Annotated in this window: 26 protein-coding genes and 2 pseudogenes; 9 read left to right on the forward strand and 19 right to left on the reverse strand. The window is 63.1% G+C overall.

What is annotated here, in order from left to right:
* The first annotated feature begins 261 nt into the window (after window positions 1–261).
* Window positions 262–513, forward strand: a complete 252-nt coding sequence (locus X771_RS145595; RefSeq protein WP_023684826.1) for a hypothetical protein — start codon at window positions 262–264, stop codon at window positions 511–513.
* 156 nt (window positions 514–669) lie between these two features.
* Here the strand turns inward: X771_RS145595 and X771_RS145590 are convergent, their stop codons facing one another.
* The 4 genes from X771_RS145590 to X771_RS145575 all read right to left on the reverse strand — a co-directional run bounded on the left by X771_RS145590 (window position 670) and on the right by X771_RS145575 (window position 2,290).
* Window positions 670–909 carry a DUF2934 domain-containing protein gene (locus X771_RS145590; RefSeq protein WP_023684825.1) on the reverse strand — a complete coding sequence of 80 codons (240 nt, stop codon included), beginning with the start codon at window positions 907–909 and terminating at the stop codon, window positions 670–672.
* Between the two features lie 92 nt (window positions 910–1,001).
* A complete protein-coding gene (locus tag X771_RS145585) occupies window positions 1,002–1,217 on the reverse strand; it encodes a hypothetical protein (RefSeq protein WP_023670360.1) in 216 nt (71 codons plus the stop codon).
* Window positions 1,218–1,315: 98 nt separating this feature from the next.
* The gene (locus tag X771_RS145580; RefSeq protein ID WP_023670359.1) at window positions 1,316–1,645 is read right to left on the reverse strand and encodes a DUF1236 domain-containing protein; all 330 of its coding nucleotides are present in this window, start codon (window positions 1,643–1,645) and stop codon (window positions 1,316–1,318) included.
* Window positions 1,646–1,987: 342 nt separating this feature from the next.
* The gene (locus X771_RS145575; RefSeq protein WP_023689013.1) at window positions 1,988–2,290 is read right to left on the reverse strand and encodes a hypothetical protein; all 303 of its coding nucleotides are present in this window, start codon (window positions 2,288–2,290) and stop codon (window positions 1,988–1,990) included.
* Between the two features lie 161 nt (window positions 2,291–2,451).
* Here X771_RS145575 and X771_RS0134425 point away from each other — a divergent pair, with 161 nt between their 5' ends.
* Entirely contained in the window at window positions 2,452–2,778 is a 327-nt protein-coding gene (locus tag X771_RS0134425) for a hypothetical protein (RefSeq protein WP_023689014.1), read from the forward strand.
* 13 nt (window positions 2,779–2,791) lie between these two features.
* A pseudogene (locus X771_RS1000000169890) lies at window positions 2,792–2,872 on the forward strand (PRC-barrel domain containing protein); the annotation flags it as partial.
* A gap of 297 nt (window positions 2,873–3,169) precedes the next feature.
* On the opposite strand, the gene X771_RS145570 reads toward X771_RS1000000169890, so the two are convergent.
* The 3 genes from X771_RS145570 to X771_RS145560 form a co-directional block, all read right to left on the reverse strand.
* Window positions 3,170–3,391, reverse strand: coding sequence for a hypothetical protein (locus tag X771_RS145570; protein WP_023670355.1), 222 nt, complete (start codon window positions 3,389–3,391; stop codon window positions 3,170–3,172).
* A gap of 263 nt (window positions 3,392–3,654) precedes the next feature.
* Window positions 3,655–4,062: a hypothetical protein gene (locus tag X771_RS145565; RefSeq protein ID WP_023684822.1), complete on the reverse strand. Its 408-nt coding sequence runs from the start codon at window positions 4,060–4,062 to the stop codon at window positions 3,655–3,657.
* A 154-nt stretch (window positions 4,063–4,216) separates the two neighbouring features.
* A complete protein-coding gene (locus X771_RS145560; protein WP_023689015.1) occupies window positions 4,217–4,453 on the reverse strand; it encodes a hypothetical protein in 237 nt (78 codons plus the stop codon).
* Between the two features lie 233 nt (window positions 4,454–4,686).
* Between X771_RS145560 and X771_RS09960 the strand changes: the two are divergent.
* From X771_RS09960 to X771_RS1000000166970, 4 genes and pseudogenes are all read left to right on the forward strand, one after another.
* A pseudogene (locus X771_RS09960) lies at window positions 4,687–5,989 on the forward strand (DNA polymerase IV).
* A gap of 285 nt (window positions 5,990–6,274) precedes the next feature.
* The gene (locus X771_RS1000000166960) at window positions 6,275–6,373 is read left to right on the forward strand and encodes a hypothetical protein (RefSeq protein ID WP_023670351.1); all 99 of its coding nucleotides are present in this window, start codon (window positions 6,275–6,277) and stop codon (window positions 6,371–6,373) included.
* 59 nt (window positions 6,374–6,432) lie between these two features.
* Window positions 6,433–6,531, forward strand: a complete 99-nt coding sequence (locus X771_RS1000000166965) for a hypothetical protein (RefSeq protein ID WP_023684816.1) — start codon at window positions 6,433–6,435, stop codon at window positions 6,529–6,531.
* A gap of 73 nt (window positions 6,532–6,604) precedes the next feature.
* Entirely contained in the window at window positions 6,605–6,697 is a 93-nt protein-coding gene (locus tag X771_RS1000000166970; protein ID WP_023689018.1) for a hypothetical protein, read from the forward strand.
* Window positions 6,698–6,788: 91 nt separating this feature from the next.
* Here X771_RS1000000166970 and X771_RS145555 read toward each other — a convergent pair whose 3' ends face one another.
* The 8 genes from X771_RS145555 to minC form a co-directional block, all read right to left on the reverse strand.
* Window positions 6,789–7,964, reverse strand: coding sequence for a hypothetical protein (locus X771_RS145555; RefSeq protein WP_023689019.1), 1,176 nt, complete (start codon window positions 7,962–7,964; stop codon window positions 6,789–6,791).
* A 145-nt stretch (window positions 7,965–8,109) separates the two neighbouring features.
* A complete protein-coding gene (locus X771_RS145550) occupies window positions 8,110–8,991 on the reverse strand; it encodes a DMT family transporter (RefSeq protein ID WP_023689020.1) in 882 nt (293 codons plus the stop codon).
* A gap of 337 nt (window positions 8,992–9,328) precedes the next feature.
* Window positions 9,329–9,910, reverse strand: a complete 582-nt coding sequence (locus tag X771_RS145545; protein ID WP_031202852.1) for a dihydrofolate reductase family protein — start codon at window positions 9,908–9,910, stop codon at window positions 9,329–9,331.
* Window positions 9,911–10,078: 168 nt separating this feature from the next.
* Window positions 10,079–10,615: an SRPBCC family protein gene (locus tag X771_RS145540; RefSeq protein WP_023684811.1), complete on the reverse strand. Its 537-nt coding sequence runs from the start codon at window positions 10,613–10,615 to the stop codon at window positions 10,079–10,081.
* A complete protein-coding gene (locus X771_RS145535) occupies window positions 10,612–11,043 on the reverse strand; it encodes a metalloregulator ArsR/SmtB family transcription factor (RefSeq protein ID WP_023689022.1) in 432 nt (143 codons plus the stop codon). Before X771_RS145535 ends, X771_RS145540 begins: the two co-directional genes overlap by 4 nt.
* Window positions 11,044–11,379: 336 nt before the next feature.
* Window positions 11,380–11,652 carry a cell division topological specificity factor MinE gene (minE, locus tag X771_RS145530; protein WP_023684809.1) on the reverse strand — a complete coding sequence of 91 codons (273 nt, stop codon included), beginning with the start codon at window positions 11,650–11,652 and terminating at the stop codon, window positions 11,380–11,382.
* The gene (gene minD / locus X771_RS145525; RefSeq protein ID WP_023670342.1) at window positions 11,649–12,464 is read right to left on the reverse strand and encodes a septum site-determining protein MinD; all 816 of its coding nucleotides are present in this window, start codon (window positions 12,462–12,464) and stop codon (window positions 11,649–11,651) included. Before minD ends, minE begins: the two co-directional genes overlap by 4 nt.
* A 49-nt stretch (window positions 12,465–12,513) precedes the next feature.
* Entirely contained in the window at window positions 12,514–13,338 is an 825-nt protein-coding gene (minC, locus tag X771_RS145520) for a septum site-determining protein MinC (protein WP_023689023.1), read from the reverse strand.
* Window positions 13,339–13,616: 278 nt separating this feature from the next.
* On the opposite strand from minC, the gene X771_RS1000000168820 reads away from it, so the two are divergent.
* Together X771_RS1000000168820 and X771_RS1000000165950 are read left to right on the forward strand one after the other, a co-directional pair.
* Window positions 13,617–16,511, forward strand: a complete 2,895-nt coding sequence (locus X771_RS1000000168820) for a hypothetical protein (protein ID WP_198025845.1) — start codon at window positions 13,617–13,619, stop codon at window positions 16,509–16,511.
* Between the two features lie 7 nt (window positions 16,512–16,518).
* A complete protein-coding gene (locus X771_RS1000000165950) occupies window positions 16,519–17,097 on the forward strand; it encodes a C-terminal helicase domain-containing protein (RefSeq protein WP_280941960.1) in 579 nt (192 codons plus the stop codon).
* A gap of 58 nt (window positions 17,098–17,155) precedes the next feature.
* Here the strand turns inward: X771_RS1000000165950 and X771_RS145515 are convergent, their stop codons facing one another.
* The 4 genes from X771_RS145515 to X771_RS145500 all read right to left on the reverse strand — a co-directional run bounded on the left by X771_RS145515 (window position 17,156) and on the right by X771_RS145500 (window position 23,418).
* Window positions 17,156–17,473, reverse strand: coding sequence for a DUF2934 domain-containing protein (locus tag X771_RS145515; protein WP_023689024.1), 318 nt, complete (start codon window positions 17,471–17,473; stop codon window positions 17,156–17,158).
* 85 nt (window positions 17,474–17,558) lie between these two features.
* A complete protein-coding gene (locus X771_RS145510; RefSeq protein WP_023689025.1) occupies window positions 17,559–18,149 on the reverse strand; it encodes a BA14K family protein in 591 nt (196 codons plus the stop codon).
* A gap of 190 nt (window positions 18,150–18,339) precedes the next feature.
* Window positions 18,340–22,149, reverse strand: coding sequence for a methionine synthase (metH, locus tag X771_RS145505; protein WP_023689026.1), 3,810 nt, complete (start codon window positions 22,147–22,149; stop codon window positions 18,340–18,342).
* A 147-nt stretch (window positions 22,150–22,296) separates the two neighbouring features.
* Window positions 22,297–23,418 (reverse strand): KamA family radical SAM protein, encoded by a 1,122-nt coding sequence (locus tag X771_RS145500; RefSeq protein WP_031202855.1) that lies wholly within the window; start codon window positions 23,416–23,418, stop codon window positions 22,297–22,299.
* Window positions 23,419–23,607: the final 189 nt, after the last annotated feature.

The raw sequence follows: 23,607 nt of genomic DNA on the forward strand, positions 1-23,607 counted from the left end.
AGCGACCGCTGCTATATTCATTTCCATCGTCCCAACCGTACGAAATTGGCTTGACGCTTATTCGTACATAAAGTACGATATCTCTTTTCGCAGAGAGGAATGTCCTTGAGCACAGCGAACCATGTTGCCTTCGCCGATCTCTCTCGGCCTTTGCTGTCACCCCCGTCGTTGCCGCCGCCTTTGTTGCCGCCGCCTTTATTGCCGCCCCCTTTGTTGCCCTTGTCATTCGATCAGTGCGAACGCCTCGCCGGGGCTTGGCGAATGGCCAGCCAAGACATCGCCGACGACATCCGCTTCATCCGCCAATATCTGAAAGTCGTTGCCGAGAAGGACGAGAGGCTGTCGACCGGCACCCTTGTTCACAGCCGCGCCTATGTCGAGGCCTGCGCCGGCTGGCTGCCACAGACTGTAACGCGCTATCTGCGCCACCTGCGCCAGATCACCGAATGCGAACTGGCCATGACAGCTGCCGGCATTCGCTTTGCGCTGTCGAGTTATGCCTGGGAGGCATGAGGGCGCCTGTCGCCAAACACAAGGAATTGCGCTGCCCGTCGCAGGCGCAATTCGTCAGGTTGAGAGGCTCGGGCGCGCCTGAACGGCGGGCGCCAAGGATGGCCCCGGCCAGCGAATTCCGGCCTTGCTTTATTTCGACTGGCCTTATTTCTGGCCTTATTTCGATTTGGCTTTGCCGGACTTTGCGGCGGCAGGCTTCGCCGCCTTTGGCTTGGCGGCTGCCTTGGCGGGCTTGGCGTCAGCTTTCTTCGCCGCCTTTTTGGGCTTGGCGACCGCGCCATCGACTTCAGCCGTGGCCTGCTCCCAGTGTTCCTGATGCGCGCCTTCAGGCCGGCCGGCCTTTTCCCAGATCTCGTGCGCGCGCTGGCGAATGCGGTCCTGTTTGTCGTCCGTCACTTAAGCCTCCGTGGTTGGGTCCGGCCGGTTGGTCCAGATTCCACGAAAACATTAGCCGAAAATTCGACCGGCGTCTTGAGTGACGAGACATCTCAGCGCGGGTCGGAAATCACCGCAACGCCGAGCAGCGCCGCTTTCTTGACGATCAGCCCGGCGAGGTCGGCATCCGAACGATCGGTGCCGGTGCGCTCCCGCAGGAGCGCGATCGCTTCCTTCATCGATAACAGCGCCGTGTTGCGCTCGGCCAGCAACTTGTCGCAACACGCCGCAACATTGGCGGAGTTCGGGGTCTCGACATGCGGCAACATGGCAATTCTCCTTTCATCATGTTCGTCATTCGGCCCTGCCGCCCTTTTGGGAAGAACGACAGGGCCGTATCACCGATGAATGGTTAGGTTGTCGAGCGTTACTCGACCACCTCGACAATCCTGCGCGTGCTGGGGTCGACCAACACGGTATGGTTGTCGACGACGGCGTATCTGTACTGAACGTCGGGAACCTCCTGCAGCTCGACAGTGTCAGGCAAGGCAGTGCCGACATTCAATTCGACGCCGAGCAGATTGACCGAGGCAAGCGGATGTTTCTTTACGTATTGGTGCACGACCGTGCGCTGTTCCGGGGTGATGATCACCTGCTGCTGTGCCGGCTGCGTGACGATGACCTCGTCGGCGGCGGCAATGCCGATACCAGCGATCATGGCGAGCCCGGCGACGGCGGGAATAAGGATGGTTTTCATCTTCGTCTCCTGTCGTTGTTGGCGAGCTCCGCCGTGTTCCCGCATGAGGCGAAAACAGCGCAGATCGAGGTGGCGGGCTCCTGGAGGCAAACGCAGCCGGTACGGTCTTGTTCCGCAAGCGGAGACTAAATTGATCGGCTTCCGGTCATGCCAGCAGAACCCGCACCCGCAAGATTCGCATTGAAGCACAATCCCTCAGGAGACCTTCGACATGGACGATGCACGGCTCCAATTCCGGTGGCGATCGCGGCCGGCGCCGGCATTGATCCGGTGACCGCGTCGTGCCCGGCCAAGACCGGAACCGACCGCCTTCGTGCCACGCCGTGAAGTTTCAAGCAAAGGTCATTGCTTCGGCGGCTGCGCAGGCACCTCGCCAGGCTTGATCACCGGCGTCTTGCCCTGATCCGGCGGCGGCTGCGTCATACCCTGGTCACCACTGGGCGGCGGCTGCAGCACGCCGCCGCAGGGACCGAGCGTGCTGGACGATTCGCCACCGCCATTGGCGGCCGGCGGCTTCTGACCATCGTCCTGAGGCTGCGCCTGGCAAGGCGCGGCAGGGCCGTGCTGGTCGCTATTGTCCTGCGCGGCCGCCGGGTCGACCAGCGCCAAGAGCAGCACGCATGGGATGAGGGGGAAAGTCTTCATGGTCCAGCTCCTCTGGATTCATCACCTTGGCAAAGCAGACTAGTCCTTGGCAAAGCAGACTGGCGGCAATTGGTTCCACTGAAGCTGGAGTGGTTGCTGGAACCTGGCAGCCGGAAGTGAGTTCCACCTTCTCGACGCTAAGCCGCCCAGAGGAGGCAATCATGGAACGAAACAGAAAACCCAATGACGAGGTCGAGGCGCCACCGAGCAAAAACGATGCCCGCGACAGGATCGCCAATGATGAAGTGGAAGCGCCGACGCCGGGTCGGCAGGATTGGGATGCGCTGCGTGGCGCAACGGTCCTGCCCGACGGAGCAGATGAGGAAAGCCTGCCGGACACCACCGGTGTCGAGAAGGAAGGCGAACTGCCCGAGGAGGATGACGACAACCCCTACCAAGACAGTGACGATGCCTTGCCCGACGACGCCGAGGAAGCCGCCATTGGTCACGACCTGGCGAGGCGCGGCGGCCCGTTCGACGACGTGTAAGGCAGCGACCGCGGACTTTCGAGAGGTTTCCCGGGACGTCCACGCCGTCACCAGTTGGACCAAGTATGAGCTGAAGGCGATGCCGGAGCATCGCGATATTTCGAAGGATCCGGCTGGCCGGATCCTTCGTTTAAGGCGCCTTGGCGATTTTGGCTTAGCCCTTGTGGTCAAGGGCTGGACGGCGACGCAATCTCAGCACGTTCGACAGCCGCGAGGCAGCCGAGAAGCACGAACGCGAAGTCCGATATTTCAAGCGCCGTGGAGGCCGCTCGCCTGAAAGCTTCAAAGTGCGCAAGAGATCCCCGGCGCGGGCGGTGCGGGCACGCTCGCATGCAGCGCTGCGAATCGGGCCATCGACCGCCGGCACTTGAGTGCCGACGGGCTCTGGCCTTCAGTTCGACCCGGGATCGCCGAGCGCCTCGGTGACGAAGGACGCCGCGATCAGGTCGTCGGCGTCGAGGCGTAGGGAGCCTTCGACACCCCCCATGATGGCCGCGACCTTCTGGAAGGTCTGCATCTCGTGTTCAGTAACGCTGGCGTCTCGCATCCTGGCTTTCAGATCGGCGATGCGTCGGCCCAGTGAGGCCGACGTTCCGATTTCTCTGTTCGACATGGTGGCCTGCTCCTCCCCCAACCCATGCTGTGGACGTACTCAAGTCTGCCTATATATAAGGCAGCGCGAATACAGTCGCCGCAACGCGCGATATCTGGGAAGGTTCCGGCGCCAAATAGTCACGAAATAATACGTGGTGGGACTCGGGTATGTTAAGCGCCGACGCGGCGATAGACACCGCAGCCAGCGGCTGCGGCCATCGGCCTGGCCAACCCGCGTGGCGGGTCGCGAACGCGGGTCGGACTTGATCGCTGCGCGAACAGTCAGCGAGAAGCCGGCACCACGCCGGACACCGAGCGCGCCGTTTCGGGCGAAAACACCACGAAAGCAAAAACCAGAACGGCAGCGGCGACGATGAGCGAGCCGCCGGCGACGATCGGTTCAAGCGCCGGGTTTCCCTGCAGCATCACATACAGCGCCGGCAGCATGATCACCAGGCCGAGTGTGTAGAGCCCGTAGTGGATCATGGCGATGCGACGCGCCGCCTTTTGCGGATTGAGCGCGTAGTAGCCGCCGAAGATGGCGCTCGTCACCCAACCGAGCAGATTGATATGCGCGTGCGCCGGAAAAGCGGCGTGGTCGCCCGAGATCGCCATCTGCAGGCCGGCCGCAATCCCCAACATCAGGAACAAGATGGCAGTTTTGAAAAAGAGTTCTGAAACCCTCGGCATGTCATTTCTCCCCCTATGCGGTCTGCGACCGCTTGCGACCTGGAGAATACACCCACGCGCAGAACTTTTCCACGCCCCGGTTATGGGGCCATGCCTGCACAGCTTTTTGCACGCTGTTCGACTTTTCTGGCTGCCACAACCCGGCGCCGCCGCGCTACGGCGTCAGCAAGATGTCGGCGCCCGCTCGCTCGTCGAACACCACCGCGCAGCCGCGCCCCAGCGCCACTGCCGACAGCGCGTTGGCCACCGTCTCGTCCGGCGATACGAAATCACCGGTCAGCACTCGCAACTCCTCTACCGCCCTGGCCATTGACACGCAGTGCCCGGCAACGCGATCGCTCGTGCAGGCGTCAACGACGCTGACGAGGTCGATCATCTCGAACTGGCCCATACCGGCCTCCACAAAAACAGCGTCCCGTCGCGGATATGAACGCTGAGGCGAGAGACAATGTTCCGCAGGTCCGATGCCCAGGCGGAGCACTCGACAGCCCGATCTGGAACGGACCGGCCGGCGACAACCGCTTCGCTTGACAATAGGCCCTGTTTGTTCTCTATTTGTTCGGCAAAAACGCCTCTCACAACAGACGCGGCTAATGCTGCAACGCCGCAAAGGGAACGGTCGGGATGGAGCCCACCATCCTGCATGCGGACCTCGACGCCTTCTACGCCTCGGTCGAGCAGTTGCTCGACCCGGCGCTCAGGGGCAAGCCGATCGCCGTCGGCGGCGGCGTCGTGCTTGCCGCCTCCTACGAAGCCAGGGTTTTCGGCGTGCGCGGCGGCATGCCCGGACGACGCGCGCGCGAGCTTTGCCCCGGACTGATTTTCGTCGGCGGCCATTTCGCCGACTATCAGCGGCTGGGCGACGCCGCCATCAAGGTGCTCGACGATTTCACGCCGCTGGTCGAGCGGATTTCCATCGATGAAGCCTTTGCCGACGTCGCCGGCTGCACGCATCTGTTCGGGCCGCCGGCCGAGATCGCCGCCACGGTGCGTCGGCGCGTCCGGGCAGAGCTCGGCCTGCCGATCTCGATCGGCGTGGCGCGCACCAAGCATCTGGCCAAGATCGCCTCGCAGGTGGCCAAGCCCGACGGGCTGGCGGTGGTCTATCCGGACACCGAACTTGCCTTCCTGCATGATCTGCCGGTCGGGCTGATGTGGGGCGTCGGCCCGGCGACCAGAGCGCGGCTGGCCGAGATCGGCATCGAGNCAAAGACGCATGGTGGGGCGCTGCGAAGATTGCTCGGGCCCGCCGCCGGCGAAAAGCTGGCGTCGCTGGCATGGAACCGCGACCCGCGAAAGCTCGAAACCCACAGGCGGTCGCATTCCGCCGGCGCGCAGTCGGCGCTTGGCAGACGGCCGGCCGAGGCGCGTATCTTCGGACCCGTCCTGCTGCATCTGGCAGACCGGGTCGCCAGCCGGCTCAGGGCGAAATCACGGCCCGGGCGCACGGTGACGGTGCGCGTGCGTTTCGCCGATCTGCACGCTGTCACACGCTCGCTGACGCTCGATCAGCCGATTTCGGCAACCGCGATGCTGGCCGAAATCGCCGGGGAGCTGGTGCGCGGCGTGCTGGCCGCCAACCCTCGGGAGAAGACCATCTCGCTGCTGGCGATCTCGGTNCGCCGGGGAGCTGGTGCGCGGCGTGCTGGCCGCCAACCCTCGGGAGAAGACCATCTCGCTGCTGGCGATCTCGGTGTCGCAGCTGGAAGAAAGTGCCGAGCTGCAGCTGGAGCTGCCGCTCGGGCTTGCCGATGAAAAGCAGCGGCCCGGCAGCAGGCAAGGCCTGGCGCGCTTTGGCGCCGACCGCGCCATCGACAAGATCCGCCAGCGCTTTGGCAGAGAGGCTGTCGGCTATGGCGCCGTGGCGCTGGAAGCCCGGCGCTCGGTTCCCGATGCCTTCCGCGAACTGGCGGAGAAGGAACTGTGAGTGCGGCGCGACGGCAAGGCCAATGTTTAGGCTGGGCCAGTCCGCGCTGCATTGCCGCTCTGTTTGACCAGGCCGACCAACCAGGCCAGACCCGCCGCCGTTTCGGACGTTTTCCGCACCGCAACCCGGCCGCGCCATGCACGCCCAAGAACAACGATTTCTCGATGAAGGTGGATTTGCGATTAACGCATCGGCGCCAAGAAAACCCGGGACGGGACGACGGCGCCGCGAAGGTTGACAGTGCCGATCCGTCTGGCATTATCGCGTAAGCTTGGAGGATTCACTATGAAGAAAACCTATTCGAAGCCTGTTCTGGTCAAAAAAGGCAAGCTTTCGCAGGTTACGGCGCTCGCCAATGGAGCGGGTTCCGGCCCGATCGAGTGAAGTCGTTGAGTCGGACTGTCGCCTGATCTGGCGGCCTCGCCTGACACTGGAGATGCGGCATGAAGAAGACCTATTCGAAGCCGGTGCTGGTCAAGAAGGGCAAGCTCTCGCAGGTTACAGCCGACAATGGTAACGGCTCCGGGCCGGTCGCAGTCTAGCAGCCGATTATCCGACGCCTCGTGCCGTCTGGCCGGGAACAGGGCTTTGGGTGCCCGACGTGGAGAGTGGAAAATGAGGAAGACCTATTCGAAGCCGGTGCTGGTCAAGAAGGGCAAGCTCTCGCAGATCACCGCGAACGGCGCTTCTGCTCCTATTCCGGGCTAAACTCGTTCCCCCGGTAGATCGAGATCCTCCTGACAGAGTCGGGCGGCTTGATCGTTTCCAGAGCATGATCTCCCGCAGGCGGCGGGACCGTTCAGCGCGCAACCACCAGATCGTCGAGCACGAGCTGCCAATAGTGGCTCGTGGAGAGGCGCACGCGCGTCACCGCCGCCAACATCGGCGCATAGTGGACGGGCGCCAGTGCCGACAGGACGATCGTGTCGCTGGCGATCAGCCGGTCGCCAAGCCAGCTCTCGACCAGTGCGGTTTCGCCTTCGGACTTCAACCATGCCGCCGTCAGCATCACGGAATGGAACCCGAACGGTTTGTCGCTCGAGAATTCGGCCGGGTGTCCGCTGCTCGTATAGCAGACATGGTCTCCCGAGATATTGCCGTTGACGTAGCCTTCGCTGCCTTCGGTATGATCGCGCGCCAGTGCGTTCAGGTTGAACCAGGTCAACCCGGCATAACCGGACGGCACCTTGCGCAGGCCGCGCGTCGTGACATCGTCGAAACCGATGGCCTGCAAGGACGCGGCGCTGTCGACAGCCGCGTTCTCGGGCGACAGCAGGCCGAGCTCGGTCGGGTAGGCCGACAAGACCAGTCGTCGTTCCCTGCCATCGCCGGTGACTTCGATCGCGTCGGCGTCATCGGGCAGATCGAGACGGAAGCCAGCGCCAGCACTTAGCGGATGCACCGCCACCTCTTGCCCTTTCGCCATCACCGAGATGCTCGCCGAGACACCGTCCGCTACGCGGCCGCTGAGCCGGCGTATCGCAAACAGGCCGACCGGCTGCAGCATTGCTTCCGAGACCAGCCCGGTGGGCGAGCCCGGCAGCGGCCGGAGGTGCTGCGACTGGACCTCGTTGGCGCTGCTCGAGCGCCAGCCGGGCGGAACCGACACGGTGAAGCGGTAGCTGCCCGGCACATGGATGGGCGCGGCCCGACGTTTCGCCGACGCCAGGAAATTGGCAAAGCCGCCGCGATTGCTCCGCGCCGCGGCGACGAAGCGGCCGTCGCCATCATGCAGTCTGACCATGATGCCGGCCATCGGGCGGTCGCCGAGCCCGTAGCGGCCGTCGCGATCGGAATCGAAATAGACAAAGGTCGAATGATTGAGCTTGCCGTGGTTGCCCGACCAGTCCCGGCGCACGGCGTAGTCGTTGGCCGGATCTTCACGAAGCCGGGCCTTGCGACGAGACCGCGCCAGCCGCCAGGCGAGAGCCGCAACGACAGCCGCGAACCCGACAAGGAGTATTGCCTTGATCACGGACGGCTCAAGCAATGCTGTCGGCCCTGCTCATCTGGATCTCCTGCGCATGCATCGATCCATATATCGATGCTGCAGGCGCTTGAGCAACCGGACACGGGACCGGCGGACCACGGCATCGGCGTCACATACCCATTTCAGGCACCTATTCCGGCGATGGCACCGGCGGCTTGGTGGTCAGCGCGGCTCCGAAGGCGGCGACGACCACGGCGGCGATGCCCGCGCATTGCAACGGGCTCAGGATCTCGTGCAGGAACAGGAAGCCGGCCAGCGCGCCCAGCGCCGGCTCCAGGCAGGTCAGCGTGCCGTAGAGCCTGGCCGGCATCCGGGTCAGCGCCACCATCTCCAGCCAGAACGGCAAGGCGCTGGAGAACAGCCCGACCAGCAGCGCGCTGACCAGGATCGCCGGTGCGATCAGGCCGGTACCCGCCTCGGCGAGGCCGAACGGCAGGCCGACGGCAGCGGCAATGACCAGGCCGTAAGCCGTGGTCTGGCTGCCAAGCTCGGCGCCCGCCTTTTGTGCAAAGACGATGTAGAGCGCCCAGCAGCAGCCGGCGGCCAGCGCCAGCATCACGCCGATCGGGTCGAGTGCACTGCCGGAGTGGATGAAGGGCGACAACAGCAATATGCCGGCAACGGCCAGCACCACCCAGACGAAGTCGGTGGCGCGCCGCGACGACAGCGTCGCCACGAGCAGCGGGCCGGAGAATTCGAGCGCCACCGCGACGCCGAGCGGAATTCTGGCGAGCGCTGCATAAAACAGCAGGTTCAGCGCCGCGAGGTTGACGCCATAGGCGATGAGCCAGGGCAGCACGGCGCGCGACGGCCGCACCCGCCACGGCCTCAGCACCGCCGCCAGCATCAGCGCGCCCACGGCCAGCCGCAGCGCCGTGGTGCCATTGGCGCCGATCAGCGGAAACAGGCCCTTGGCGAAGGTGGCGCCGATCTGGATCGACACCATGGCGCCAAGCAACGCGCCGATCGGCAAGCCCTTCGCTTCAGCTGCGGCAATCGGCGTCGACGTCAATTCCAGTCCCTCCGCGCGGTGCGCCGCAGCGTTGGCCCGAGATATGGATAATAGGCCTGGCTGTCGTGTGGCACGGGCAGACTGTTGATGGGGCAAGACGTGGAAGGCGAACGCCGACGCATTTCCTCTCCCCCGTCGATCGGGGGAGAGGTGTCGAGCGAAGCTCGACGGAGTGGGGGTCGACCGTTCATCCGCCTGATTGCCTGCTTGCAGGCGTTTCGCGCTCGCTTCCGTCGCTCCTGTTTTGCGGCGACCGTGGGTTTCATGAGCGCCTTCCCCCACTCCGTCGCCGCTTCGCGGCGCCACCTCTCCCCCTCCGGAGGGAGAGGAAAAGAGGCTAGCTCGCCAGCCCATACACCAGGCTCACCCGCCCATCCGACAGCTGGCCGACCTGGCGCAGTTCCAGTCCGTGCCGGGCGTGCACCGTGCCGAACAGCGCCTTGCCGTCGCCGGCGAGCAGCGGATAGACGATCAGCCGCATTTCATCGACCAGGCCGGCTTCGATCAGGCTGGCGGTGATGCGGGCGCCGCCCATGAGGTAGATGTTCTTGCCGGGCTCGCGCTTCAGCGCCGCGACGTCGTCGAGGCGGCGCAGGAAGCGCGTCGAGGCCCAGGCTGACGTCGTCATGGTGTTCGACAGCACATAGTGCGGGGTTTTCGCGGCAAAGCGCGCCCATTCGAGTTCGGCCGGGTCGACCAGTCTGCCGGTCATCGGCAATGGCTGGTCCGGCTCGTTCTGTTGGATCGCGCTCCAGTAGCGCTCATAACCGGCATACATGACGCCGCCGAGCAGGCAGGCGTCGATCTCAGGCATCAGGCCGTATTCCTCCGACCAGTTGTCGACCCAGTCGGCGAAGCCTTCGGGGCCTTCCATCTTGCCGTCGATGGAGATCTTCATTCCGGTGATCAATTTACGCATGACTTCCTCCTTCGGGCTTGCGGGATGCAAGCACGTTGCCTGGTTTCACTTCCGATGACGCGCCGCGGTGTCTGGCGATGGCGCGTGTTTCGCCGGCCCTTGCGACGGCATCCGGCGCAAGGGATCGATGGTGCCCCCCGGTTGGACCGGGCGATGCGTTAGGTCAGGTCAGGCCGGCAGGCGCCGGTCGTATTCCGCCACGATACGGCTAAAGCTGTCCCAGAACGGTTCGGGCTTCTCGGCCGCCACGCGGGCAACCAGGAGGTCGAGATGCACGTGCCAGCCGGCGGCATGCATCATCAGGCTCGAGCGGTCCGGCAGGCGGCGGTGGACCAGGGTGAGCAGGACGTCGTCGCCGCGCTGCGCCAATTCGAAGGTGACATTGCCGCTGCCGTTCCAGGTGATGGTGAGCTTGCGCGGCGGATCGCACTCGACGATCTGGTTGTGCATCCGCTGTTCGCCGCCACTGAAACTGGCCGGCCTGTCGCCGGGCGGGTCGGTCAGTTCGTCGTTGCGCCAGACCAGCTCGAAGGAAGAGCCTTCCTCCATCTCCATGTCGCCGGCCGCCAGCCATTGGCGGCGCAGGTCGCTCTGCGTCAGATATTCCCAGACGCGCTCCCTGGTTCCGGGCAAAAGCCGTTCGATCCTCAAAGTGGCCGGCTGGATCAGCTGGGCGTAGCCGTCGAAGCTGTTCATCTGGTTCATCGGTCGTCTCCCTCGGATGATGTTGGCCTGGGTGATTCCGGCTTCGATGGTTCTGGATTTGCCGGTGCCGGCGTTGTCTGCGCTGCCGGCGTTTTGCGCCCCGCCTCCTCGCGCAAAAGCTGTTCGAGCACATCGAGGCGGCTGTTCCAGAAACGCGCGTATTGGCCGAGCCACTGATAGGCGTTCGCCAGCGGGCGGGCCTCGAGGCGGCAGACATGGGTGCGGCCGCGCACTTCGCGCCGGATCAGGCCGGCATGCTCCAGCGCCTTGATGTGCTTGGAGGCGGCGGCCAGCGACATGGCAAAGGGCTGCGCCAACTCGCTCACCGTACGCTCGCCGCCGGCGAGGTCATTGAGCATGTGCCGGCGCGTGGCGTCGCCAAGGGCGTGAAAAATCTGGTCCATCTGGGGCGTCTCTAATTCAACCACGTAGTTGAATATAGAGGCGAGATTTTAGATAGTCAACTAGTTGGTTGAATATTTTTTGGGGAGAGGCGCGGGCCCCTACCTCCCCGTTGTGGGGAGGTCGGACCGTAGGTCCGGGCGGGGGTGCTTGGCGCAGGCGAGCGCGAGGAGCGCAATCTCCCCCCTCGTGGGGGAGATGTCCGGCAGGACAGAGGGGGGCGCGAAGGATCGCTACGTCTCAGCGAATCCAGATCTTCGGCAAAGCCGTTGCTAAATGTAATTGACAGGCCAGCGGGACAGTGCCCCCCTCTGGCCTGCCGGCCATCTCCCCCACAAGGGGGGAGATCAGCAGCTTCAATCTCACCCAGCCATGGCCAGCGGCACCGCGCTCTTGTTGGGGATCTGAATATCGATCTCCAGCGTCGACATGGTCTCGCCGCGGTCCATCGAGACTTGCAGATAGTCCTGGTCGATCTGCACATGCTTGGCGATCACCGCCATAATCTCCTCGCGCAGGATGGAGACCAGGTCCGGCTGGCTGCGGTTGCGGCGCTCGTAGGCGAGCAGCACTTGCAGCCGTTCGCGCGCCACCGGCGCGCTGGTGCGCCGCTTGAAGATGTCGAGCAGGTTCATGCCGCCCTCCTTCCCAAAAGACGATCGAGGAAGCCCTTGCGTTCGAAGGGCACGATGACCGGCAGCTGCTCTCCCTCGAGGCGCTTGGCCGCGTCGATGTAAGCCTTGGCGGCGGCGTTCAGCGGCTCCGACAGCGTCACCGGCGAACCGAGGTTGGAGGCGCGCAGCACATCCTGGCTTTCCGGAATGATGCCGAGCAGCGGCACCGACAGGATCTCCAGCACATCGTCGATGGACAGCATTTCACCGCGCGCGGCGCGTCCCGCATCGTAGCGCGTGACCAGCACGTGCTTGGCGATCTGCTCGCCCTCCTCGGCGCGCAAGGTGCGGGAATCGAGCAGGCCGATGATGCGGTCGGAATCGCGCACCGACGACACTTCAGGATTGGTGACGATGACCGCCTCGTCGGCAAAGCGCATGGCGAGCTGCGCGCCGCGCTCGATGCCGGCCGGGCTGTCGCAGAAGACATAATCGAAGACCGAGCGCAGCTTGCCGATGACCTCGGCCACGCCCTCCTCGGTCAGCGCATCCTTGTCGCGCGTCTGCGAGGCCGGCAGCAGGAACAAAGTCTCGACCCGCTTGTCGCGGATCAGCGCCTGCGACAGCTTTGCCGAGCCCTGGATGACGTTGACGAGGTCGAACACCACGCGCCGTTCGGCGCCCATGATCAGATCGAGGTTGCGCAGGCCGACATCGAAATCGACCAGCGCCACCTTCTTGCCGGTCTTGGCGACCGCCGCCCCCAGAGCCGCGGTAGAGGTCGTCTTGCCGACGCCCCCCTTGCCCGAGGTGACCACCACTACCTTGCCCATCAATAAAGCCTCCGTTGTTGTTCGTTATGTCGTTGTCGGGCGAGACGCATTAGCTGAAAGGGGCGATGCGCACCATGCCGTTGTCGAGAAATGCCTGCACAGGCTTGCCCCGGACTGACGGGTCCATCTCCTCGGCCGTGCAATACCAGCCATCGACCGACAGAAGCTCGGCCTCGTTCCTGCGGCAGAAGACACGCGCGGCGGTATTGCCCTGCGCCCCTGCCGACGCGCGGCCGCGCAGCGTGCCATAGACGTGGATCGAGCCGGTGGCGACGATCTCGGAGCCGGACGCGACCGAGCCCAGCACGATGACATCGCCATGCGGATGGAAGATCAGCTGCCCTGAACGGATCGGCGAGCGGATCATCAGCGTGCCGGCGTCCGGCGCGGCAATTTTGACGTCTTGAGGCTGCGTCTTGGCATCGCTCGCCGGTTTCAACTCGCCTGCCTTCAAATCTGCCTTGATGTCACCGGCCGCCTTCATGTCGCTTGCCGCCGTGGCATCCTCCGCCCTGCCCGCCTTGCGGCTCGGCTGCAGCAAAAGCCCGTCGGTGGTCGCCTCCTTGGCGCCGACCAGCGCCGGCGGCAGATGCGCGCCGAGTTCGCCGCCGCCATCGAGTTCGATGGCATAGATGCGGATGCCGCGCTGGCCGAGCAAATCGACCAGCGCTTCGATGGCCACGACATCAGGCTTCAGCACGTTCAGATCGAGCACCACCGGGCGCCCGGCAAAATATCCCGGCGAGTTGCCGACCCAGCGATCCAGGCTCTCCAGCCACACATCCAAAGGCGCCTCCGGCGTCAGCGTGAAAGCGACGAAAGAGCGGGCGCGAAAGCGAATGGATTTGGCCTCGAGGGGAGCGGCAAAGGTCACGGCGGGCGATTCCTTACTGAGAGGTAAACGCTAGGCCGAGCATGGTTAATGAAAGGTTAATGAGGGTTGGATGGGCGATCAGAATGGCTGGACTGACAGAGGGCTGACGGGCATGCAAGCGCGAACATATTCGGCAGGTTCGCTATAGACTGGGACAGCCGTGAAGAGGCACAAACGGACAGACACGTTTCAAAGCACTGACGGCACTGAGATGGCGCACCGGAAATCTGAGGTAAAATAAAAGAATTATGACTCGCAGACCACTAATACAAAAAGGTGTGGCGGAGCTTGAAAAGCTTTTCGATCACCAACGCGATGATCCGGATTTTCTGAAGGTTCTAATTGCTGAACTTTCGGAGAGAACAGTACCTCGTGCGCAGGAACTAAAGCGCCGAGCGATCCAGGCGGTTGGGACCAATTCAAGGACGGCGCCCCAACAACGCAACCACAGCCAAAATCAGGATGCTACAGCCACCGTCGCCGTGTCCACCCCCGGTGCGGCAACGCCTTTGCCACAAACTGATGTCAAAGAGTACCCGCTGCCGGAAAAAGCTGCGATTCCGCTGGTATCGCGCCCCGCACTGGAGCGGCCGCCTATCACGAACAAAGCAGCTGATGTGTTGTCGACATGGACCGCAATGGAGGTATTGTCGCCTCCATCCTTCCGCAAACCTGAGGACCTAACGAGCGGCGATCGTTCCCGAATTGCACCGTTAGATAAGCCTTACCTTCCATGGGAGAATAAAGGAGAACGCAGTCGACCAAAGCAGAAACTCTACTATCAGATCATTCTGGGCAGCGTTGATATGGAAGCCGCCATTTCCGCGCTGCTGCAGGTCTATACCGATAGCCGAATTGAGAGGCCGGCGGCGCGGGGCGAGGCTGTACTTGCAACCATCATGGTGGATCGCGAGGGTCGCCCCGTTGAAGATGACTGCGTAGCTATCTCCAGTTTCGGCTGGGGTATGCCTGTGGCACTAGCCGGGCGACTGAGTGACCTCGGCACGTGGTCCCAAGTCGAGCGGCATTTGGTCGAGGAACTCAGTCAGAAAGTTGTAGCCAAGGACAAAGAGGGTCGGCCGAAGCCTCTAACGCGAAAATCGATCGAGGCGGCGCACCGCTGGCTGGTGGTAAAGATCGGGATCGATTCACACTTTACGAAAGCTCCTGCCTTTGCCGTACGCTCGTATCAATATTTTAAATTACAGGACCCGCCGGAAGCGATCTTACTAAACTCGTTCTTTCTCGAAGACCTTGCCCGAGCACAAGCGCTGGTCGCGGACGGAAAGGCCACCGGCAATTTCAAACGGTACATCGGAACCACAAAGCCGAAAGCACGGCGAAATTTGATGAGCGACAACCGCGCTATTGCAGACGCGTTGGAGCCCGCGAAGTTTCCCTTAGGCTCTTGGCCCGGCAACGGACGACACCCTTTGGCAATGCTCCAGCAATGCGCCGTCAATCTTACCCTGCACGATTTGAAAACAGAGGGAATTGTTGCCGTCAACGGTCCACCAGGTACAGGCAAAACCACCCTGCTACGGGATGTTGTAGCGGCCATCGTTACGAATCGCGCCGAGCTTCTTTGCTCGTTCAGCGATCCAAAAGATGCGCTGTCGGCTTCTGGCCAAAAACTCAAAAGGGGCAATTCGTTTATTCACCTCTACAAGCTGGACGACAAGCTTCGCGGACATGAAATCATTGTCGCCTCCTCTAACAACAAAGCGGTGGAAAATGTCAGCGCCGAGCTGCCGGGAATGGGCGCCATCGCTGAGGAGGCAACCGGCCTGCGGTACTTCAAAACGGTTTCAGATGCGCTGTTGGGGCGCGATAGTTGGGGCGTTATTGCAGCTGTGCTCGGCAACGCCCGAAACAGAAGTGATTTCCGGCAAACCTTCTGGTGGGATGAGGATGTTGGGTTTCAGCGCTATTTGCAGCAGGCAAGCGGCAATCCGCAGCTAATCGAGGAAAAGACTGAGACCGGAACACGCCGAAGACCGCCTCGTATCGTCGCGCAGGAAAACGCGCCGGAAGATCATGACGAAGCATTGCGGCGCTGGGGTACGGCACGTCTGCGCTTCACTAAGGCACTCGCACAGGCGAAGACAGCTCTCACGGATTTGCAGGAGATCCACGACCTTCTGATTGCTTTTGCAAAGGGTCAGGTCGCAATCGCCACGGTTGACTCTGAGATCACGTCCCTTCAGCCACTTCTGGAGCGCTCTGCCCACCTTGCTCAGGCTGCAGCTCTCCTACACCAAAAACAGCGACCGAATGTAGAGACGCTTGAGCGAGATGCCACAGTTGCCATGCGCTCACGGCCCGGCTTTTTGGGCCGCCTTTTCCGAACTGCAGCTTACCGCAGATGGCAAGCAGAGCACGGTGCCTTATTGACAAGCCTGATTGAAGCGAGAAGCAAACTAGCTTTGCTGAAGAACGCGGCCGATGCCAAGAGCGCTGAGCATTCTCGGCTGGCGGGAGATGTTGAAAGGCTGCGAAAGTCACATGCGAGCCTAATAGCTGCGCTTGAGCAAAACAGACAACGCCACGCATCTCTTGTGCGCCAGTATCCCGGAACATCTATATCGGAGGATTTTTTTGAGCGGCGGCACGCGGATAAGCAAAAGACCGCGCCCTGGTTGGACGAAAAAAGTGCCCGGCTTCGCAATGATGTTTTTGAGGCGGCGATGGCACTACATCGCGCATTTGTCGACGCGGCGGCACAGCCAATTCGGCATAACCTTAATGCATTGATGGACGGATTCGGCACTCGCTCACTTGGCAGTGAGGAGAAGGACGCGCTCATTCCACACCTGTGGTCGACCCTTTTTCTTCTCGTGCCAGTGGTTTCCACGACGTTCGCGTCAGTCTCCCGCATGTTCCCCAAGATCGGGCCAGAAGAATTCGGCTGGCTTCTGGCTCGACGAGGCCGGTCAGGCATTGCCGCAGGCCGCTGTCGGAGCCTTGATAAGAACCAAGCGTGCAGTCGTTGTAGGCGACCCGATTCAGATCGAGCCTGTTGTGGTTTTACCAGACCAACTGACCGAAGCGATGTGTCATCAATTCGGGGTCGATCCCTTGATCTACTGCCCGCCCGGGGCGTCTTCACAGACGCTGGCAGACAGCGCCACAGAATATTACGGCACCTTCGAAACCAAATTTGGCACACGTGAAGTTGGGGTGCCCCTTCTGGTTCATCGTCGATGCGAAGAGCCGATGTTCAGCATATCAAATTCAATTGCCTACGAGAATCTGATGGTCCAGGCGAAAACTGCCAAGACCTCAGCTATCCGGGATGTCCTCGGTCCTTCATGCTGGATCGATGTGGAGGGACGCGGACAGGAAAAATGGTGCCCGCAAGAAGGCGAGATGTTGTTGGGTATGCTCCGGCAGCTTCGCCAACAAGGGGTTGTGCCTGACTTCTACATTGTGACGCCGTTTGTGGTGGTGCAGGACCGTATACGTGAAATGCTGCGTTCAAGCGGATTGCTTGATGAATGGGTCGAGAACCCTTTTGCCTGGGTGTATGAGCGTGTCGGAACCGTCCACACGGTCCAAGGGCGGGAAGCTGAAGCGGTTTTTTTCGTCCTCGGAGCTCCCAATGCCGAGCAACGCGGGGCACGAGGATGGGCCGGCGGGCGGCCTAATCTACTTAATGTAGCCGTCACCCGAGCGAAGGAAGCCGTATATATTATCGGCAACCGAACCCTCTGGAAAAGTGCAGGCGTGTTTCAGTCGCTTGATAAACTTATGCCGTAGGAAGCGGCGATGGCTACGGTGTCGCCGCCTTGCGCGAATGAATGCGGCGTCGGACCGATCATGACTTCGCCCGCCTCTTCCCCTCGATCCCCCTCGCCGCCTGCTCAACTGCAGCCCGGTCCGTGCCCAGCCTGTCAATCAGCTCCTGTGCCTCGTCGCCCGATATGCCGGTGCGCACGGCGAGTTCCTCGACCGCCAGGACGTCGGTGCTGGCGATCTCGCGCGGCAGGGCGTCGTCGGCCGTCAGCGGCAGCGCCGCCTCGCGGTCGATTTCGGCCTCGGCCCGGTGCCAGTGGTGCTCGGGGTCGCCAGTGCCTTCGCGCTCCCAGATCTGATAGGCGCGCTGCTGTATCTTGTGATGCCGGTCGTCTTCCATGGTGGTTCTCCCCTGGGCTTTGAGGACGATCCGAACGATCTCAGAAATCGCGCGGTCGCAATCGTTGCGGCGCCCTTCGCGCTGGCTATTCGCATTGCCGTCTCGGCCCGCCGGAATATGGCTGGTAGCTGTTGTCTTCCGGACGGTAGGAGCGATAGCGGCTGAAGCAGGAGGCGACATGGTCCGGTTCGCCGCCGGCAGCCGCGTAGGCGCCCGCGCCCTCGACGTAGCTTGCCTCTCGCGGCGCGACGCGGTCGGCGGCGAGATAGGGCGATACGCAGGTGCGCTGCTGTCCACTGTATGACATGTAACTGTTGTCGTCGGGATCGTAGGAGCGGTATCGGCTGGCGCACCAGGCGAGATGCGGCGGCGGCAGTTCGGTCCGCGCGATGGCGCCGGTGACTGTGGGATCGGGCTGCTGCCTGGCCGGGTCCTGAGCCGGCTCCTTGGCGGCGATGTCGGCAGGCGCGGACTGCTCGGGCGGCACACGTTCGAAGTCCTGCGCCGTCTTGTCCACCGGCCGCGCTTTCCGGGTCCACAGCTCCGCCACGCTGACGGTCGGCCTTGCCTCCCGCGCTGGCTTGGCGGCAAGCAGCCAGGCCGCGAAAACCAGCCCGCTGCCGAACACCGCAAGGGTCAGCACGAAGCCGCCGACCAGTCCCAAAATCGCTTTCACTCGACACTCCTTGTGTCCCTGCCAATAAAATGCGGGACATCACGGCTTGTTCCAGAAAAGCAGGCGCGAGGGACCTAAGTCTGACCGACCGACAACCGGCAGCTCGCCGAGAACCGGGTGCGGCGCGATTTTTTTCGACGGTGAAAAATCAAGGGAGCGGTCGAGCAGCCATTGGGCCACGTCGCAGCCGCTATTCCGCCGCCTCGGCATAGTGCTGAGGGACATAGTTGAGGATCGGGCCGAGCCAGCGCTCGACATCGGCCAGCGGCATGGCTTTGCGCCGGGCATAGTCCTCGACCTGGTCGCGTTCGACCTTGGCGACGCCGAAATAATAGCTTTCGGGATGCGCGAGATAGATGCCGGACACCGATGAGCCCGGCCACATCGCATAGCTCTCGGTCAGGCTGACGCCGGCATTGCGCTCACCATCCAGCAGTTGGAACAAGGTCGCCTTCTCGGTATGATCGGGCTGCGCGGGATAGCCGGGCGCGGGGCGGATGCCGCGATAAGGCTCGCCGATCAGTTCGTCGGGCGCCAGCTTCTCGTCTGATGCATAGCCCCAGAATTCCTTGCGCACCTTCTCGTGCATGCGCTCGGCAAAAGCTTCGGCGAAACGATCGGCCAGCGCCTTGACCATGATCGAGGAATAATCGTCATTGGCGCGCTCGAAGCGCTCTGATATCGCCACCTCCTCGATCCCCGCGGTGACGATGAAGCCGCCGATATAATCCGGCTTGCCTATGTCCTGAGGCGCGACGAAATCCGACAGCGCGACATTGGCCTTGCCGTCGCGCCTGGTCAGCTGCTGGCGCAGCGTGAAGAAGGTTGCCAGTTCCTGCGAGCGTGCCTCATCCGTGAACAACCTGATGTCGTCGCCGACGGTGTTCGCCGGCCAGAAGCCGATGACGGCGCGCGGCGCGAACCATTTTTCCGCGATGATCTTTTTCAGCATCGCCTGCGCGTCCTCGAAAAGCTGGCGCGCGGCGGCTCCCTGCTTCTCGTCGTCGAGGATCTTGGGGTAACGCCCCTTTAGCTCCCAAGTCTGGAAGAACGGCGTCCAGTCGATGTAGCGCGCGAGCTCCGTCAGGTCCCAGTTGCCGAAAACCTTGACGCCGGTGAAGGACGGCTTCGGCGGCTCATAGGTCGACCAGTCGACCTTGTGCGCATTGGCCCTGGCCTTGGCCAGCGGCAGCCGCCGCTTGTCGGCCTCGGAGCGGGCATGCGCGTCGGCGACCTTTTCGTACTCGGCCCGCACTGTGTCGACGTAGCCGCCCTTGGTCTCGTTCGACAGCAAGGACGAGACGACGCCGACCGCCCGGCTGGCGTCGTTGACATAGACCGTCTGTCCCTTGGAATAGCGCGGGTGGATCTTCACCGCCGTGTGCACGCGGCTGGTCGTGGCGCCGCCGATCAGCAGCGGAATGTCGAAGCCTTCACGCTCCATCTCGGCGGCCATGTGCACCATCTCGTCCAGCGACGGGGTGATCAGGCCGGACAGGCCGATGATGTCGACATTTTGCTCACGCGCCGTCTGCAGGATCTTTGCCGCCGGCACCATGACGCCGAGATCGATGATCTCGTAATTGTTGCAGGCCAGAACGACGCCGACGATGTTCTTGCCGATGTCGTGGACATCGCCCTTTACAGTCGCCATCAGGATTTTGCCGGCCGTCTGGCGCTCGCCATTGTCGATGCCATTGGCGGCGTTGGCCAGTTTTTCGGCCTCCATATGCGGCAGCAATCCGGCCACGGCCTGCTTCATCACGCGCGCCGACTTCACCACTTGCGGCAGAAACATCTTTCCCGCGCCGAACAGATCGCCGACGACATTCATGCCGGCCATCAGCGGGCCTTCGATGACATGCAGCGGCCGCTCGGATGCGAGGCGCGCTTCCTCGGTGTCGGCGTCGATGAATTCGGTGATGCCGTTGACCAGCGCATGCGAAATCCGCCGCTCGACCGTCCAGTCGCGCCAGGCGAGATCGCGCTCCCTGGCTTCCTTGCCGGCGGTGCCCTTGAAGCGCTCGGCGATCTCCAGCATGCGTTCGGTGGCGGTGCCGCCGGCCCTGGGCGCGCGGTTGAGCACGACGTCCTCGCAAGCCTCGCGCAGTCCCGGTTCGATCGTGTCGTAGACGGCAAGCTGGCCGGCATTGACGATGCCCATATCCATGCCGCGCTGGATGGCATGGTAGAGGAACACTGCGTGCATCGCCTCGCGCACCGGCTCGTTGCCGCGGAAGGAGAAGGACAGGTTCGAGACGCCGCCCGAGATATGCACATGCGGCAGCGTGGCGGTGATCTCGCCGGTGGCCTCGATGAAGTCGACGCCGTAATTGTCGTGCTCCTCTATGCCGGTGGCGACCGCGAAGACATTGGGGTCGAAGACGATGTCTTCGGGCGGGAAGCCGGCCTGTTCGGTGAGCAGCTTGTAGGCGCGGGTGCAGATCTCGACCTTGCGCGCCCTGGTGTCGGCCTGGCCGGCCTCGTCGAAGGCCATGACGACCACGGCCGCGCCATAGGCGCGCACCAGCTTCGCGTGATGCAGGAACGCTTCCTCGCCTTCCTTCATCGAAATGGAATTGACCAGCGGCTTGCCCTGCACGCATTTCAGCCCGGCCTCGATGATCTCCCATTTCGAGGAGTCGACCATCACCGGAACACGGGCGATGTCCGGTTCGGCGGCGATCAGGTTGAGATACTCGACCATCGCCTTTTTCGAATCGATCAGGCCTTCGTCCATGTTGATGTCGATGATCTGGGCGCCATTGGCGACCTGGTCGCGCGCCACGTCGAGCGCGGGGACATAGTCGCCCGCCGTGATCAGTTTTCGGAACTTGGCCGAGCCGGTGACGTTGGTGCGCTCGCCGACATTGACGAAGGGAATCTCATCGGTCAGCGTGAACGGCTCCAGCCCCGACAGGCGCATCTTGCGCTCGATCTCGGGAATGGCGCGCGGTGGATACTTCTTGACAGCCTCGGCAATCGCCCGGATGTGCTCCGGCGTCGAGCCGCAGCAGCCGCCGACGACATTGACCAGCCCTTCCCTGGCGAAATCCTCGATCTGCGCGGCCATGAAGTCCGGGCTCTCGTCGTATCTGCCGAATTCATTGGGCAGGCCGGCATTCGGATAGGCGCAGACGAAGGTGTCGGCGACGCCTGAAATTTCGGCCAGATGCGCGCGCATCGCATTGGCGCCGAGTGCGCAGTTGAGGCCGATGGTGAAGGGGCTGGCATGGCGCACCGAATGCCAGAAGGCGGTCGGCGTCTGGCCCGACAAGGTGCGGCCGGAGAGATCGGTGATGGTGCCGGAAATCATCACCGGCAAACGCACGCCCTTTTCGAGAAAAATCTCGTTGCAGGCGAAGATCGCCGCCTTGGCGTTCAGCGTGTCGAAGATGGTCTCGATGAGAATGATGTCGGCGCCACCGTCGACCAGGCCGCGCAACTGCTCGCCATAAGCCAGGCGCAATTCGTCGAAGGTCACCGCGCGGTAGCCGGGATTGTTGACGTCGGGCGACATCGAGGCGGTGCGGTTGGTCGGCCCGAGCGCGCCGGCGACGAAGCGCCGCTTGCCGTCCTCCTGCTGTGCCCTCGCCGCTGCCCGACGCACCAGCCGCGCGCCGTCCCGGTTCAGCGCGTAGACGGCATCCTCCATGCCGTAATCCGCCTGGGCGATCGAGGTCGAGGAGAAGGTGTTGGTCTCGAGGATATCAGCGCCAGCGATGGCGTATTGATAATGGATCTCCTCGATCGCCTTCGGCTGCGTCAGGATCAAGAGGTCATTGTTGCCCTGCTGGTGGCAGGCGCAGCCGGCAAAAGCCTCGCCACGGAAATGCTCCTCGTCGAAACCGAGACCCTGGATCTGCGTGCCCATGGCGCCGTCGAGGATGAGGATGCGCTCGCGTGCCGCTGCCGTCAGCGCCGCAAGCACTTCGGACCCATCGGGTCTGGCCGCGACGGGGCCGAACAATGCGTCCAGCGATGCAGAATTCTGCGACATTTTTTATCCTTGAGGCGACAACCATCACATAAGGATATCTTTATGTCAACATACGGAATGCAGGCGAACGCGTCGTGGCGATAGTTTGGTGCGATCGGTCGTTCTGATCGACAATGTGGGGCGGTCATTGGCGCCGCTGCGCCGTGCCTACACCACCACCTCCCGATATACCCTCACCTCGCCATCCTGGCCGCGGATGCGCCAGTCCTGCCCTTCCCGTCCCTCGACATGGCATGGCCCGAGCGGCACCTTGCCGCCGCCTTCCGGCAGGTCCAGCACATAGATCGGATTGCAGATGCCCGACAGGCGGGCGCGCAGCGCGCCGGCCAGCGCCTGTCCCTGCGCAATCGTGGTGCGCCTGTGCGCCATGCCGCGCGCGAGGTCGCCATGGTGCAGGTAATAGGGTTTGACGCCGAGCCGGTACATCAGTTCGCGGCAGAGTTCCTCCAGCACCTCGACCGTATCGTTGACGCCCTTGAGCAGGACGGTCTGGTTGAGCAGCACGAAGCCTGCCTGGCGCATGACGCGACAGGCCAATTCGGTGGCCGGCGTGATCTCCCGCGCATGGTTGAAATGGGTGACGATTGTGACCATCAGCCGGCCCTGCAAGGCGCCAACCAGCCCCGACGTGATGCGCGCCGGCAGCACGACAGGCACGCGCGTGTGGATACGCAGCAGCCTGACATGCGCGATCGCCTCGATGCGGGCGCGGATTTCAGCCAGCGCCTTGTCGGGCAGCGAAAGCGGATCGCCGCCGGTCAGGATCACTTCGCGGATTTCGGTATGGGCTTCGATATAGGCAAAGGCGTCTTCGAGCGCCTCGCGCGTATAGCCGCGGCCGATCGAGGTCAGAGACTCCTTGCGGAAGCAGAAGCGGCAATAGACCGCGCATTGGTAGGTCGCAAACAACAGCACGCGGTCGGCGTGGCGGTGCGTCAGTCGCGGCACCGGACTGAAGGCATGGTCGGCGATCGGATCGTCGAGCTCGCCTTCCGTTTCCGTCAGCTCATCCGGCGATGGAATGATTTGCGCGCGGATCGGGTCGGCGGGATCGTTCCAGTCGATCAGGTCGAGATAGGTTTTGGGGGCACGCACCTTGTGGCGTACGACCGCCTCCTGCGCCGCCGCGCGCTCGGCGGGTGACAGCGGCAGGGAGGCGAGATCGCGGACGCGGCGCACGCCCGCGCGGATGTCGTTTTGCCAGGCGGTGTCGGCATCGCGTTCTTCGTCGGCTGTGGCCGCGTCATCGAAAGTTGAGTCTGGGGTCATTGGGGCCTCGGGGCAATTCTGGCGGTGCTATCGGCCGGATGGACGGTTCGGTCAACTCCAGTGGCTGCGCGCGGATTGTCGCTGCGCTGCGATCCTTCGCATCCCCCGACTATCGCCGTAATCGACCAGCGCAGCAATTTCAGGCAATCTGACCGATAAGGCGCTCCAAGGGAGATGGGCGCCGCCTAG

The sequence above is a fragment of the Mesorhizobium sp. LSJC269B00 genome (assembly GCF_000502815.1).
Taxonomy (GTDB): domain Bacteria; phylum Pseudomonadota; class Alphaproteobacteria; order Rhizobiales; family Rhizobiaceae; genus Mesorhizobium.

What these genes read in the sequence shown, in the direction of transcription:
- X771_RS145595 (WP_023684826.1), top strand. Translation starts at nt 262, where the DNA reads ATGGCCAGCCAAGACATCGCCGACGACATCCGCTTCATCCGCCAATAT.
- X771_RS145585 (WP_023670360.1), bottom strand. Translation starts at nt 1,217, where the DNA reads ATGTTGCCGCATGTCGAGACCCCGAACTCCGCCAATGTTGCGGCGTGT.
- X771_RS145580 (WP_023670359.1), bottom strand. Translation starts at nt 1,645, where the DNA reads ATGAAAACCATCCTTATTCCCGCCGTCGCCGGGCTCGCCATGATCGCT.
- X771_RS145575 (WP_023689013.1), bottom strand. Translation starts at nt 2,290, where the DNA reads ATGAAGACTTTCCCCCTCATCCCATGCGTGCTGCTCTTGGCGCTGGTC.
- X771_RS0134425 (WP_023689014.1), top strand. Translation starts at nt 2,452, where the DNA reads ATGGAACGAAACAGAAAACCCAATGACGAGGTCGAGGCGCCACCGAGC.
- X771_RS145570 (WP_023670355.1), bottom strand. Translation starts at nt 3,391, where the DNA reads ATGTCGAACAGAGAAATCGGAACGTCGGCCTCACTGGGCCGACGCATC.
- X771_RS145565 (WP_023684822.1), bottom strand. Translation starts at nt 4,062, where the DNA reads ATGCCGAGGGTTTCAGAACTCTTTTTCAAAACTGCCATCTTGTTCCTG.
- X771_RS145560 (WP_023689015.1), bottom strand. Translation starts at nt 4,453, where the DNA reads ATGGGCCAGTTCGAGATGATCGACCTCGTCAGCGTCGTTGACGCCTGC.
- X771_RS1000000166960 (WP_023670351.1), top strand. Translation starts at nt 6,275, where the DNA reads ATGAAGAAAACCTATTCGAAGCCTGTTCTGGTCAAAAAAGGCAAGCTT.
- X771_RS1000000166965 (WP_023684816.1), top strand. Translation starts at nt 6,433, where the DNA reads ATGAAGAAGACCTATTCGAAGCCGGTGCTGGTCAAGAAGGGCAAGCTC.
- X771_RS1000000166970 (WP_023689018.1), top strand. Translation starts at nt 6,605, where the DNA reads ATGAGGAAGACCTATTCGAAGCCGGTGCTGGTCAAGAAGGGCAAGCTC.
- X771_RS145545 (WP_031202852.1), bottom strand. Translation starts at nt 9,910, where the DNA reads ATGCGTAAATTGATCACCGGAATGAAGATCTCCATCGACGGCAAGATG.
- X771_RS145540 (WP_023684811.1), bottom strand. Translation starts at nt 10,615, where the DNA reads ATGAACCAGATGAACAGCTTCGACGGCTACGCCCAGCTGATCCAGCCG.
- minE (WP_023684809.1), bottom strand. Translation starts at nt 11,652, where the DNA reads ATGAACCTGCTCGACATCTTCAAGCGGCGCACCAGCGCGCCGGTGGCG.
- minD (WP_023670342.1), bottom strand. Translation starts at nt 12,464, where the DNA reads ATGGGCAAGGTAGTGGTGGTCACCTCGGGCAAGGGGGGCGTCGGCAAG.
- X771_RS145515 (WP_023689024.1), bottom strand. Translation starts at nt 17,473, where the DNA reads ATGGAAGACGACCGGCATCACAAGATACAGCAGCGCGCCTATCAGATC.
- metH (WP_023689026.1), bottom strand. Translation starts at nt 22,149, where the DNA reads ATGTCGCAGAATTCTGCATCGCTGGACGCATTGTTCGGCCCCGTCGCG.
- X771_RS145500 (WP_031202855.1), bottom strand. Translation starts at nt 23,418, where the DNA reads ATGACCCCAGACTCAACTTTCGATGACGCGGCCACAGCCGACGAAGAA.